The sequence below is a fragment of the Pollutimonas harenae genome, from assembly GCF_004153685.1.
Lineage (GTDB): Bacteria > Pseudomonadota > Gammaproteobacteria > Burkholderiales > Burkholderiaceae_B > Pusillimonas_C > Pusillimonas_C harenae.
The window spans coordinates 833556-846500 of sequence record NZ_SDQD01000002.1; the positions used below are offsets into that span (position 1 = coordinate 833556).

The 12945-nt window shown below is 56.4% G+C and carries 11 protein-coding genes; 3 read left to right on the forward strand and 8 right to left on the reverse strand.

Features of this window, described 5'->3' with window-relative positions; genetic code table 11:
- Positions 1 to 2: 2 nt before the first annotated feature.
- The 3 genes from pyrH to rpsB form a co-directional block, all read right to left on the reverse strand.
- Positions 3 to 719 (reverse strand): UMP kinase, encoded by a 717-nt coding sequence (gene pyrH / locus ERD84_RS10780; RefSeq protein WP_130039614.1) that lies wholly within the window; start codon positions 717 to 719, stop codon positions 3 to 5.
- Positions 720 to 812: 93 nt separating this feature from the next.
- Positions 813 to 1691, reverse strand: coding sequence for a translation elongation factor Ts (gene tsf / locus ERD84_RS10785; RefSeq protein WP_130039615.1), 879 nt, complete (start codon positions 1689 to 1691; stop codon positions 813 to 815).
- A gap of 118 nt (positions 1692 to 1809) precedes the next feature.
- A complete protein-coding gene (gene rpsB, locus ERD84_RS10790; protein ID WP_130039616.1) occupies positions 1810 to 2559 on the reverse strand; it encodes a 30S ribosomal protein S2 in 750 nt (249 codons plus the stop codon).
- A gap of 185 nt (positions 2560 to 2744) precedes the next feature.
- Between rpsB and map the strand changes: the two genes are divergently transcribed.
- The 3 genes from map to ERD84_RS10805 are packed head-to-tail and all read left to right on the forward strand — an operon-like array spanning position 2745 to position 6685.
- Positions 2745 to 3551 carry a type I methionyl aminopeptidase gene (gene map / locus ERD84_RS10795; RefSeq protein WP_130039617.1) on the forward strand — a complete coding sequence of 269 codons (807 nt, stop codon included), beginning with the start codon at positions 2745 to 2747 and terminating at the stop codon, positions 3549 to 3551.
- A gap of 44 nt (positions 3552 to 3595) precedes the next feature.
- Positions 3596 to 6154 carry a [protein-PII] uridylyltransferase gene (locus ERD84_RS10800; RefSeq protein WP_245150693.1) on the forward strand — a complete coding sequence of 853 codons (2559 nt, stop codon included), beginning with the start codon at positions 3596 to 3598 and terminating at the stop codon, positions 6152 to 6154.
- Positions 6155 to 6190: 36 nt separating this feature from the next.
- The gene (locus ERD84_RS10805; RefSeq protein ID WP_130039618.1) at positions 6191 to 6685 is read left to right on the forward strand and encodes a disulfide bond formation protein B; all 495 of its coding nucleotides are present in this window, start codon (positions 6191 to 6193) and stop codon (positions 6683 to 6685) included.
- 6 nt (positions 6686 to 6691) lie between these two features.
- Here the strand turns inward: ERD84_RS10805 and purF are convergent, their stop codons facing one another.
- The 5 genes from purF to lpdA form a co-directional block, all read right to left on the reverse strand.
- Positions 6692 to 8191, reverse strand: coding sequence for an amidophosphoribosyltransferase (gene purF, locus ERD84_RS10810; protein WP_130039619.1), 1500 nt, complete (start codon positions 8189 to 8191; stop codon positions 6692 to 6694).
- A 21-nt stretch (positions 8192 to 8212) separates the two neighbouring features.
- Positions 8213 to 8701, reverse strand: coding sequence for a CvpA family protein (locus tag ERD84_RS10815; RefSeq protein WP_130039620.1), 489 nt, complete (start codon positions 8699 to 8701; stop codon positions 8213 to 8215).
- Positions 8698 to 9522 (reverse strand): SPOR domain-containing protein, encoded by an 825-nt coding sequence (locus tag ERD84_RS10820; protein ID WP_130039621.1) that lies wholly within the window; start codon positions 9520 to 9522, stop codon positions 8698 to 8700. The genes ERD84_RS10815 and ERD84_RS10820 overlap by 4 nt, the downstream gene beginning before the upstream one ends.
- 84 nt (positions 9523 to 9606) lie before the next feature.
- Positions 9607 to 11016, reverse strand: a complete 1410-nt coding sequence (gene folC / locus ERD84_RS10825) for a bifunctional tetrahydrofolate synthase/dihydrofolate synthase (RefSeq protein WP_130039622.1) — start codon at positions 11014 to 11016, stop codon at positions 9607 to 9609.
- 112 nt (positions 11017 to 11128) lie between these two features.
- On the reverse strand, positions 11129 to 12940 hold the full coding sequence (lpdA, locus tag ERD84_RS10830; RefSeq protein ID WP_130039623.1) for a dihydrolipoyl dehydrogenase: 1812 nt from the start codon (positions 12938 to 12940) through the stop codon (positions 11129 to 11131).
- Positions 12941 to 12945: the final 5 nt, after the last annotated feature.

Below are 12945 nucleotides of genomic sequence, written 5' to 3' on the forward strand. Positions count from 1 at the left end.
TATCAAACGTGCACTAGCGTGCCTTCGTCTTCGCCCAATACGGCCCGCTTCAGGGCCCCGGACTTATTGATGGAGAATACCTTGATGGGCAGCTTTTGGTCACGGCATAAGGCAAAAGCCGTTGCATCCATGACTTCGAGGCGACGCACAATTGCTTCGTCAAAGCTGATGCGCGCATAGCGGGTGGCATCAGGGTCCTTGTTGGGATCGGCACTATAAATGCCATCCACCTTTGTGGCTTTCAGGACGATTTCTGCGCCAATTTCCGCGCCACGCAAGGCAGCTGCCGTATCAGTGGTAAAGAAGGGGTTGCCGGTACCCGCTGCAAATATAACCACCTTGCCTTCTTCGAGATAACGCAAGGCTTTGGGACGGATATAGGGTTCGACGACCTGATCGAGATTCAGAGCCGATTGTACTCGCGCATCGACCCCGCGGTTCTTGAGGGCGTCTTGTAGCGCCAGCGCGTTCATGACGGTGGCCATCATGCCCATATAGTCGGCGGTGGCACGATCCATGCCTTGCGCACCAGGCGCCACACCGCGGAAAATATTGCCGCCACCAATCACTATGGCCAACTCGACCCCCAGTGCTGCGACTTCGGCAATTTCTTCAGTCATGCGCTGTATGGTGGCGCGATTGATCCCAAAAGCGTCTTCTCCCATCAGCGCTTCGCCGGACAGTTTGAGAAGAACACGCTTGTACGATCGGGTGGTCATAGGTAGTTTCCCAAGTAAACAATCCAACGAAAGTGTAAGCCAGAGTCGGGCCTTCGTGACAACGAAAGCCCGATTTTTTCGCTTGATGCGATACTAAGCGTTACCAGCTGCAGCTGCGGCAACTTCCGCAGCGAAGTCTTCAGACTTCTTCTCGATGCCTTCGCCTACGACATACAAGGCGTAGCGGGAAATGCTTGCGCCCTTTTCCTTAAGCATTTGCTCAACCGTTTGCTTGTCATTCTTGACAAAAGGCTGGGACAGCAAAGTTACTTCTTTCAGGAATTTCTGCACAGAGCCTTCGACCATTTTGGTCACGATCTCGGCGGGCTTGCCCGACTCAGCTGCCTTTTGCTCTGCAACAGAGCGTTCGGCGGCGATGGCTTCAGCGGAAACGCCGTTGGCATCGAGAGCCTTGGGTTTGGTAGCCGCGATGTGCATGGCCACGTCTTTGCCAGTTTCTTCGGGGCCCGAGAAGTCGACCAACACGCCAATTTTGCCGCCATGGATATAGCTGGCCAGCTGATTGGCGGTCTCGTAGCGTTCGAAACGGCGCACGCTCATGTTTTCACCGATCTTGCCGATCAGTGCCGCACGTGTGCTTTCTACCGTGCCATCACCCATGGGCAGCTCGCCCAGAGCGGCCACGTCGGCAGGATTCTTTTCAGTAACCAGCTCGGCCAATTGGCTGATGAAACCGATGAAGTCATCATTTTTGGCCACGAAGTCGGTTTCGCAGTTGACTTCAATGACGGCACCACGCTTGCCATCGGCAGCGATGTGCAGGCCAATGAGGCCTTCGGCGGTAACGCGCGCAGCGGCTTTGCTGGCCTTGCTACCTAGTTTTATGCGGAGAATTTCTTCGGCACGAGCCAGGTCGCCCTCGGCTTCTGTCAGCGCCTTTTTGCACTCCATCATGGGGGCGTCGGTTTTCTCGCGCAATTCTTTAACCATGGATGCGGTAATTTGAGCCACTATTTTCTCCAGTTAACTAAAACACGCCCCGGTTGAACCGGGGCAGATGCGAAACATGCGACAAGGCTACCGGCATGGGAGCGGTAGCCTCGGCCCGGAGCACGCCGGGCGTCTACGCTTATTCGCGCTCTTCTTCGACCTCGACGAACTCTTCTTCGCCTTCGGCAATCTCTTCGACCAAGCCGTTCAGGTTCTGTTCACGGCCTTCCAGCACAGCGTCGGCCATGCCGCGCGCATACAGTGCAATGGCTTTGGCGGAGTCATCGTTACCGGGGATGATGTAGTCGACGCCGTCGGGAGAGTGGTTGGTGTCAACGACGGCAACCACTGGGATACCCAGCGTACGGGCTTCTGCAACAGCAATTTTGTGATAACCCACATCGATGACGAACAAAGCGTCGGGCAGCGTGTTCATGTCCTTGATGCCGCCGATAGCCTTGTTCAGTTTCTCGAGTTCGCGATCAAACATCAGCGCTTCTTTCTTGCTCATGCGCTCAGTGGCGCCTTCAGCCAGTTGCGCTTCCATTTCTTTCAGACGCTTGACCGAAGTTTTTACGGTCTTGAAGTTGGTCATCATGCCACCCAGCCAACGGCTGTCGACATAAGGCATGCCGCAACGGGCAGCTTCAGCAGCAACCAGTTCGCGTGCAGCGCGCTTGGTGCCAACGAACAGGATGTTGCCGCCACGCGCAGCCAATTGGCGCACGAACTTGGCTGCTTCCTGGTATTTGACAACCGTCTGCTCGAGGTTGACGATGTGAATCTTGTTACGATGACCAAAGATGAACGGAGCCATCTTGGGGTTCCAGTAACGGGTCTGGTGGCCAAAGTGCACACCAGCTTCAAGCATTTCACGCATTAAAGACATTTAATTCTCCAAGGGTTTGGTCTTGTGCCCGGCGTGTATCCGATATACTTCTTAGTACCGAACACCCTTTTGTCGCCTGACACGCGATTTACAAAAACCGGCTGATTTCGCCGTAGTGCTTTCTTGCAAAATTTCAAGAAAGCCTATAATTCTACTATTTTTCCACTACTAAATTCAAGCCTTCCATGAGCAGTCTCGTTACCGACCCATCCGACCTGAACAAAATGCGTGCCGCCTGCCAGGCAGCTGCGGCTACTCTCGACTTCCTGGCACCTCATGTGCAGGCAGGCATCACCACGGGCGAACTCGACAAACTCTGCATGGATTTCATCACCAACGAGCTTAAGGTCGAGTCTGCCACAGTCGGCTACGCCCCTCCTGGTTACACGCCTTTCCCCGCTTCTATTTGCACCTCGGTAAACCACGTTATCTGCCATGGCATTCCTGGCGACAAGGTTCTGAAGAACGGCGACATCATGAATATCGATGTTACCGTCATCAAGGATGGCTGGTTCGGCGATACCAGCCGCATGTATTATGTGGGCGAGCCTTCCATCCTGGCCCGTCGCCTTGCTGAAACCACCTACGATTGCATGTGGCTGGGCATTGAGCAGGTTCGCCCCGGCGCTACGCTGGGCGACATCGGGCAAGCCATCCAGAAGCATGCCGAAAAACAAGGCTTTTCCGTTGTGCGCGAATACTGCGGACATGGCGTTGGTCGTAAATTCCATCAAGACCCTCAAGTTCTGCATTATGGAAAAGCCGGTACGGGCGAAAAACTAGAAGCGGGCATGATCTTCACCATCGAGCCCATGATCAACGCCGGCCGCAAAGAAATCCGTACGCTGGCAGATGGCTGGACCGTCGTCACCCGTGACCATAGTCTGTCGGCACAATGGGAGCACAGCATTCTTGTAACCGATACAGGTTACGAGGTCCTTACGATTTCCGATGCCATGCCCCAGCCACCCGTATTCATCAAAAGCGTTTGATTAAAAAGTCCCACAACATCGCCTCTCCGCTGCCTGTGGGCAGCGTGCGCGACAAACTGACTGCCAGCAAGACCGAGGCCATCAGCGCATTTCGCAAGCACCTCCGCCCGGATACCTTGCTGACCGCCCTGCGCCGGGCCACCGATCAGGCTCTGCGCGAACTTGCCCGAATTTATCCGCTGCCCCATGGCTCCACGCTGGTTGCCGTGGGCGGCTACGGGCGTGGTGAACTCTACCCCTACTCCGATGTCGATGTGCTGATCCTGCTGAGCGAGCAGCCCAGTAGCCAGAACACCTGCATGATCGAGGCCTTTGTGGCGGCGATGTGGGACCTGGGCATAGAACCCGGACATAGCGTGCGAACCATAGCAGACTGCCGACGCGAAGCCGCCAACGACATTACAGTGGAAACATCGCTGATGGAGGCGCGCTGGTTGATGGGCAGCAAAAGCCTGCTTGCTCAATTACGTGCGGCCATGCACGAACAGCTTGATGCACAGACCTTCTTTCAGGCCAAACGCTCCGAAATGCAACAGCGCCATGCCCGCCATCAAGATACACCCTATGCACTGGAGCCCAACTGCAAGGAAGCGCCCGGAGGCTTGCGTGACCTGCAGGTTGTGCAGTGGCTGGCCCAGGCTGCCGGTCAGGGTGGAACATGGCGTGAAATAGCCAAATCAGATCTTCTGACGGCAACGGAGTTCCGTGCACTGCGCCGTGCGGATCAGGCCTTCAAGCGCCTGCGCATAGAACTGCATCTGCTTGCGGGTCGACGCGAAGATCGCGTTCTGTTCGATCTTCAGCCCAGGTTGGCCGCCATTTATGGCTTCGAAGCAACAAGAACAAGGCGATCCAGTGAAATACTGATGCAGCGTTACTACTGGGCAGCACGAGTCGTCAGCCAGCTCAACACCATGCTGATGCAAAGCATAGAAGAGCTGCTCTTCCCTCTACCCGACGAACAGGTACGAGTGATAGACGACGATTTCTGCATTATTCGCAGTCGGCTGCACATACGACGCGACGACGGTTTTGCCCGTAATCCGGCACTGCTGTTCCGTGCCTTCCTCGTCATGCAGGAGAGGCCCGAGTTGCTTGGTATGTCGGCGCAGACGTTAAGGGCAATGTGGCATGCGCGCCGGCGCATTGACGCGCAATTCCGGCGCAACCCGGTCAATCGTCGCCAGTTCATCCAGATCTTGCAACAGCCACGCGGAATCGTTCATGCGCTAAGGCGCATGACCATGATGAATATTCTGCCCCGCTACCTGCCTGTATTCCGGCGTATTGTTGGCCAGATGCAGCACGATTTGTTTCATGCCTATACGGTGGATCAGCACATCCTGATGGTAGTGCGCAATTTGCGCCGTTTCACCATGCCCGAACATGCGCAGGAATACCCCTTGGCCAGCCAGCTCATGGCCAATTTCGACCGTCATTGGCTGCTGTATGTTGCCGCTTTGTTCCACGATATCGCCAAGGGTCGCGGCGGTGACCACTCCGAGCTGGGCGCCGTAGATGTGCGCCGCTTCTGCAATGATCACGGCATAGACGGGCCCGACCGGGACCTGGTGGTCTTTCTGGTGAGCCAGCACCTGACCATGTCCATGGTGGCCCAGAAGCGCGACCTCAGCGACCCGGATGTGGTCCATGAGTTTGCCCGCCGCGTAGGCAACGAACGCCAACTGACTGCCTTGTATCTGCTGACGGTAGCCGACATACGTGGAACCAGCCCCAAGGTATGGAACTCCTGGAAAGGCAAGCTGCTCGAAGACCTGTACCAGCAAACCATTACCGCACTGGGCGGTGCGCAACCCGATACCGGCACAGTGCTGGCCCAACGCAAGGCCGTAGCTGCCACTGAAATACGTCTGATGGGTTTGCGTGACGAAAGCCGCGATGAATTCTGGAACCAGCTTGATGTGGCTTATTTCCTGCGGCATGAGTCCAGTGAAATTGCCTGGCATACGCGCCATCTCTATTACCGTGTCAATTCTCCCGACCCGGTCGTCAAAGTGCGTCTGCTGGGGCAAAATGAAGCGCTGCAGGTCATGGTCTACATGAAAGACCGCAAAGATCTGTTTGTTTCACTGTGCCGTTACTTCGACCACCGGGCCCTGAGCGTGCAGGACGCACGAATACATACAACACGGCATGGATGGGCACTGGACAGCTTTATCGTATTGCTGCCTGCGCACGACAAAGACTACCGCTCCAACGCCAGCCTCATAGAACATGAACTCAACGAGGAGCTGAAACACGAATCGCGTTGCGCAGATCCTCAGCCCAATCAGGAAAAGTGGCGTCCCGGATCGCGTCGCGCACGCTTTTTTCCCATTGTGCCCAACGTCGAGCTTCAACCAGATGAACGCAGCGCCTCGTGGCGCCTGTCTGTAACGGCAGCCGACAGGCCGGGCTTGCTGTACAACCTGGCCCAAGTATTCGCCCAACACGGCATTACCATTAAAATGGCCAAAATCCTGACACTGGGTGATCGGGTCGAGGATATTTTCATCATTGAAGGCGACACCCTGAGTCATCCTCGCGTCCAGTTACTGTTCGAACGCAAACTGCTTGCCGCCCTTGACAGCACTCTTCGCTGAATCTCCAGCTTTTGCATCAACCGATATCGACTCACTATGTCAACTGACTTGTCTTCCAGAATCTTGCACCTGACAGCCCTGCTCTGCGTGGCTGCACTGACCATCGCCCTGGTTTCCCAGCACGTGTTCGGCATGCAGCCGTGCGCCTGGTGTGTACTCCAAAGATTGATATTCGCAACGATCGCACTGGTTTGCTGGGCTGGCGTGCTGGCTGGCCGTCTTGCCGCAGGTTTACGGCGCGCCGTGGGATTGATCGTAGCGGGCTTGGCCATTGCGGGCGTGACGGCCGCCTGGTATCAATATACTGTTGCGGCCAAGATGTTCTCTTGCGACATGACATTCGCCGACCGTTTCATGGTTCAAAGCGGTCTGGACGCGAACGTACCGTGGATATTCGGTATTTTCGCGTCGTGCATGGACGCTCGCGTCGACCTGCTGGGCGTTGAATATGCTTTGTGGAGCCTGGGGCTTTTCCTTGTGATTGCGGTGCTGGGCCTGGCCACCTTGCTGCTGCGGACCCGCCAGGCCTGATACGAGTTATTCCTCGTCTTCGCTTGTGGACATCTCGCCAGCCTGCGGCTTGACGCCGCGACTGGCGCTAAGCCGCTCAAGATAGGCGGCATCAATATCGCCCGTGATGTATTGTCCGTTGAAGCAAGAGGACTCAAACTGCGACATGGCAGGATTCAGGTCACGTATGGACTGCTCCAGATCATGCAACGCCTGGTAGACCAGACCGTCCGCGCCAATTTCCCTGGCAACGTCATTGGTATCGCGGCCCGTCGCGATCAACTCTGTTTGCGTGGGCATGTCTATGCCGTACACATTAGGGAAACGCACTGCGGGTGCGGCGGATGCAAAATATACTTTGTTGGCGCCCGCCGCCCTTGCCATATCGACAATTTCACGGCTGGTTGTACCGCGCACGATGGAATCATCGACCAGCAGCACGTTTTTCCCACGAAACTCCATATCGATGGCACTAAGTTTCTGGCGTACTGACTTCTTGCGTACCGCCTGACCCGGCATGATGAAAGTACGTCCTATATAGCGATTCTTGATAAAGCCTTCCCGGTAGCTCAGGTTCAGTCTGGCCGCCAATTGCATGGCCGACGGACGCGATGAGTCGGGTATCGGCATGACCACATCGATATCACCCAGGCGCAAGGACTTGGCTACGTTGTCGCCCAGATATTCGCCCATGTTCAAGCGGGCATCATATATAGACACGCCATCCATCAATGAATCAGGGCGTGCAAAATAAACATATTCAAATACGCAAGGGGTGTGGACCGGAGCGGGGGCACATTGGCGACTGCTGACCTTGCCATCCAGGTCTATGAATACGGCTTCACCCGGTGCAATATCACGCTCCAGGGTAAAACCGCAACCTGTCAGGGCAACCGACTCGGAAGCTACCATCCACTCCACGCCCTGCCCTGAATCGTTCGAACCCATGCACAGTGGTCGAATTCCGTGAGGGTCACGAAAAGCAACCATACCGTAATTGGCGATCTGGGCGATGACGGCGTAAGCACCTTTGGCTCGCCGGTGGACGGAGGCTACTGCCTTGAAGATGGCGTCTTCGTCCAGCGATCCGCCGCTGGCTGCCAGGTGTAGCTCATGCGCAAAAACGTTCAACAAGACTTCGGAGTCGGAGTTGGTATTGATATGACGGCGATCGATACGGAACAACTCTTCACGCAGCTCACGCCAGTTGGTCAGATTGCCATTATGGACAAAGGTAATTCCGAATGGCGCATTCACGTAGAAGGGTTGCGCTTCATCGACACTGTCGCTGGACCCCGCCGTGGGATAGCGCACTTGCCCCAGACCACTGCAACCGGGCAGCGCGCGCATGTTTCGAGTACGGAACACGTCGCGCACCAAGCCGTGGGCCTTGTACATATTGAAAAACTGCTCATGCGACGTGGCAATGCCCGCTGCATCTTGCCCGCGGTGTTGCAACAAGAGCAAGCTATCGTAAATCAGCTGATTTACAGGGGTTTGGGCAGCAACCCCAACTATTCCACACATTTTATATTCCTGTGAAGGCGATCAATACGGTAACCAAGACGATAAGGACGGGGGCAGCATGAGTTTGATTTGCTGTATGCCTTGGACGATCGTGCCAGACAATTTGGCCTCTTGCCACCAAGGCTCTGCGGGCAATTCGGTATAACCGGCCAAGGCAACCAGCACCAGCACAATCAATGCCCCCCGCAGCAGACCAAACAAAGCACCCAGGCCATGATCCGCCTGGCCCAGGCCTGTTTTATCAATAAGCGTAGCCAAGGTGAGGTTGATTAGCCCGACCAGTAGCAACATGACGATGAACACCACGCCATAGGCTACGGCCGTACGCAACAATGTGTTTTCGATCAGGTTGGTCAACCAGACCGACACCACAGGCCCCCACCAGATAGCCGCCAGAAAGGCGACGACACAAGCGAGCAACGACAATACTTCTTTAACCAGCCCCCGCAGGAGCCCCAGCACTGCTGACGCAGACAAAATGGCCAGCACCAGGTAGTCGAAGCTGGTCACTTAGTGGAAATGAAACCGTTGTCATACCCGAGTGCCCTCAGGCGTGCTTGCGCGGCCTGCGCTGCATCACGAGTGGGGAATGGGCCTACACGCAGGCGATAAGTAGGTTTGCCGCCCGGGCTGGCCTTTTCGACATAAGCATTGGTTACGCCGGCGGACACCAGGCGATCGCGCCGGATATTGGCATCTTGCTCGGTGGTATAGGCCGCAATCTGCAGTATGAAGTTGCCCTTATCGGACGTGGCAGTGCTTGCCGGCGCGGGGCTGCGGCCCTCGAGCAAGGCAATGGCAACTGATCCGTCATCTGTACGCTCTGTACTTGGCTTGGGTTCAGGCTTGGGCGCAGGCTTAGGTTCGGGCTCAGGTTCAGGTTCGGGTTTTTCGACGGGTTTGGGCTGAACCGGCTCAGCGGGTTCGGGGGTTGGCTCTGCTTCGACAGATTCAGGCTGAGGATCTGCCGGAACTGGCTGCTGAGCAGTACCGCTGGAGGAATCTTGCGCTGCCGCATCTGGTTCGGGCGTCTGAGTACCGTTTGTGGCGGGATCGGGCGCGACGGGCGCCAGTGCCACGTTGCTGTCGGTAGAGGGTGGAACAATGGCTGGAACCACGACTGGCGTGCTGATTTCGTCTTCGGGTACCGATGAATCGAACAGCATGGGCACAACAATGACGGCTGCCAGAACCAATGCCAGAGCGCCGATCAGGCGGCGTCTTGCACGGCCCCGCAGCTCGTTGGCCTGGGCTTCACTGGACAAGGAGCTGCGCGACGTTGAGCGGCGTCCCGAATCAGAGGTGGACTCATTACGAGAGAACAATCCCATGGAGCAAAAACCTATTGTAAAAGCTGACGGCCACAATGCCCGCCCGGATCACGCAAACTTGCGCATACCGAACGGGGCAGAAGATCAGGCCCTTCCCAATTCCTGGAGCACTGGACCCACAGTGGAAAAAGAGCCGAACACAAGAATTCTATCATTGTCGGTGGCTTGTTTCCGAGCCGCGGTAAAGGCTTGTACCGGATCATCAAAACTGGAAACACTCACCGAGCTCGCCTCGACCGGCGCCACAGGCTGTGCCCGTACGCCAGGCCGATTTGACGCTTCGTGCTCGCCGGGTTCTGCGCGCCGTACTTCACGGCTCTTTTCTTGCATGGAAAGCTGTGGCGCTGTGCCAGCCACAACCTTGTTCACAGCATTTGCGAGCTCCTGACCAGACATGCCGCGTGGGCCTGGCAAGCTTGCGCAATACCAGCGATCGACTCGGTGCGCCAGCTTGCCCACTACGCTGGCAATATCTTTGTCGTTCAGCATGCCGACTACCGCATGCGTATGGGGAAAATACCCCATGGCATCAAGATTCTGGCCCAGTGCAGCCGCTGCATGAGGATTATGCGCCACATCCAGGATGATAGTGGGCGTACCGGCTAATATTTGCAGGCGTCCAGGTAATTGCACCTGCGACAGGCCGATACGTACCGCTTGCTGCGGCACCACCAGTTTGGGACGCAGCGCCTCCAGCGCGGCCAGCGCCGCGGAGGCATTGAGCAATTGATTGGCTCCACGCAGACTGGGGTACGCCATGCTGCTGCGGCGCTGGCCGCGGCCACCGTACGCCCATTGCTGTCTGTCGCCCGAATAATTGAAATCTTTGCCGAATAGCCATAAATCAGCCTTGATTTGGGCTGCATAATCAATAATGCTTTGCGGTGGCACCGGGTCGGCACAAATTGCTGGCTGCCCGGGCCGAAAGATATGGGCCTTCTCGAGGCCAATTTTTTCCCGGGTATCGCCCAGATACTCTGTATGGTCGATATCAACACTGGTAATGATGGCGCAATCGGCATCGACCAGGTTGACCGCATCCAGGCGCCCACCCAGCCCGACTTCGAGCACGGCGACATCCATTTTCTCTTGCTCAAACAGCATCAGGGCGGCAAGCGTGGTGTACTCGAAATAGCTCAGTGTGGTTTCGCCACGCGCCTGCTCTATCCGGTGAAACTGTTCAATGATTTGCGCATCACTCGCAAACTCTCCGTTGACACGTATGCGCTCATTGAAATCCACCAGATGGGGTGAAGTATAGGTGCCGGTTTTATAGCCCGAAGCCAGCAAGATGGCTTCAAGCATGGCGCAGGTCGAGCCTTTTCCGTTCGTCCCCCCTACCGTGATCTTTACATAGGGCAATGCCAGATTCAGCTTGGCGGCCACTACACGTATGCGTTCAAGGCCAAGATCTATCGATGTGCGATGCAGGGACTCAAGATAACTCAGCCACGTTTGTAAAGTAGCAGTGTTGTCGGGGGTTGGAATTGACATGTTCGAGGCTTAAAGAAAAACAAACGGCAGGCGCTAATATTAGCACCTGCCATTCAAATCATGAGGCAAGCCCATACTGAAAGGCCTGCCTTTTCGCTTGCAAACCAGTGGTTTACTTACGCCGTACCGGTGGCAGATCGGTGCAACTGCCTTCGGCGACTTCGGCAGCCATACCTATGGATTCGCCCAGGGTTGGATGTGGATGGATGGTTTTGCCAATATCGACCGCATCGGCACCCATTTCGACAGCCAGCGCAACTTCGCCGATCAGGTCGCCCGCGTGGGTGCCCACGATACCGCCACCCAGTATTCGATGCGTTTCGGCGTCGAACAGGAGTTTGGTAAAGCCCTCATCGCGCCCATTGGCAATGGCTCGTCCGGATGCCGCCCACGGAAACACCCCTTTCTTGACTACGATGCCGTCTTTTTTTGCCTCATCTTCGGTCAGGCCAACCCAGGCTACCTCGGGGTCGGTGTAGGCGACCGAAGGAATCACCCGCGCATCGAAGAAACTCTTTTCACCGGCAATGACTTCGGCTGCAACGTGGCCCTCGTGCACGGCCTTATGAGCCAGCATGGGTTGGCCGACGATATCGCCAATTGCAAAGATATGTGGCACATTGCTGCGCATTTGCTTGTCGACTTCGATAAAGCCACGGTCGGTAACGGCCACACCCGCCTTGTCGGCGGCAATCTTCTTGCCATTGGGCGTACGGCCCACTGCCTGCAGCACCAGGTCGTAGCGCTGGGCTTCCTTGGGCGCATTCTTGCCTTCGAACGACACCCAGATTCCATCCTCGCGTGCCTCGGCACCGATTGTCTTGGTGTCGAGCATGATGTGATCGAAACGGCCAGCATTTTTCTTTTCCCAGACCTTGACCATGTCGCGGTCAGCGCCCTGCATCAGGCCGCTTTGCATTTCCACGACATCCAGGCGAGCACCCAACGCCGAATAGACTGTGCCCATTTCTAGTCCGATAATGCCGCCGCCCACGAGCAGCATCTTTTTAGGAATGCCAGACAGCTGCAAGGCCCCGGTCGAATCGACGATACGGCTATCGTCAGGAAGGAATGGCAGTTTTACCGACTCGCTGCCGGCGGCGATAATGGCCGAACCGAACTTGACAGTCTGGGTCTTGCCATCGGGCGTAGTCACGGTCAGATGATGAGGGTCGGCAAACTCACCCTTGCCCGTCAACACAGCAACCTTGCGGGCCTTTGCCATGCCGGCTAGGCCGCCCGTCAGTTTGGATACGACTCCGTCTTTATAGGCGCGCAGGGCATCAAGGTCGACCTTGGGCTGCCCAAAAGAGATGCCATGGGCGGACAGGGACTGAGCCTCTTCCAGCACAGATGCCATGTGCAGCAAAGCCTTGGATGGTATGCAGCCCACGTTCAGGCAGACCCCGCCCAAGGTAGCATAGCGTTCGACCAAGACTACGGAAAGACCCAGATCGGCTGCCCGGAAAGCAGCTGAGTAACCGCCTGGGCCGGCGCCCAGTACGAGTACGTCGTAGCTGGAATCGGCCGAGCCGGAAAAACTTGCCGGCGCTGATGCGGCTGCGGAGCCAGATGCCTTGGCTGCACTCTTGCTTGCCGCAGCCTCGTCAGCAGAGGAAACAGATGCGGCAGCCGGGGCGGAAGATTGGGAATCGACAGCAGACTGAGGCTTTTCTGCTGGCGCCTTATTTTCCTCAATCTGGATAATGGCTGAACCTTCTGCCACCTTGTCACCCACTTTGACCATGATCGTCTTGACGACCCCCGCCTTGGCGGCAGGAATTTCCATGGAGGCTTTGTCAGACTCGACGGTTATCAGGCCTTGTTCTGCCTGGACGGTGTCGCCGACGGCAACCAGGACCTCGATAACCTCGACCTCGGCGAAGTCACCGATATCGGGCACATTCAGTTCAGTTGTGCTCATGTGGT

Bases quoted from the DNA above. Each gene is read 5' to 3' on its own strand.
- pyrH (WP_130039614.1), bottom strand. From the start codon at position 719: ATGACCACCCGATCGTACAAGCGTGTTCTTCTCAAACTGTCCGGCGAA.
- rpsB (WP_130039616.1), bottom strand. From the start codon at position 2,559: ATGTCTTTAATGCGTGAAATGCTTGAAGCTGGTGTGCACTTTGGCCAC.
- map (WP_130039617.1), top strand. From the start codon at position 2,745: ATGAGCAGTCTCGTTACCGACCCATCCGACCTGAACAAAATGCGTGCC.
- ERD84_RS10805 (WP_130039618.1), top strand. From the start codon at position 6,191: ATGTCAACTGACTTGTCTTCCAGAATCTTGCACCTGACAGCCCTGCTC.
- purF (WP_130039619.1), bottom strand. From the start codon at position 8,191: ATGTGTGGAATAGTTGGGGTTGCTGCCCAAACCCCTGTAAATCAGCTG.
- ERD84_RS10820 (WP_130039621.1), bottom strand. From the start codon at position 9,522: ATGGGATTGTTCTCTCGTAATGAGTCCACCTCTGATTCGGGACGCCGC.
- folC (WP_130039622.1), bottom strand. From the start codon at position 11,016: ATGTCAATTCCAACCCCCGACAACACTGCTACTTTACAAACGTGGCTG.
- lpdA (WP_130039623.1), bottom strand. From the start codon at position 12,940: ATGAGCACAACTGAACTGAATGTGCCCGATATCGGTGACTTCGCCGAG.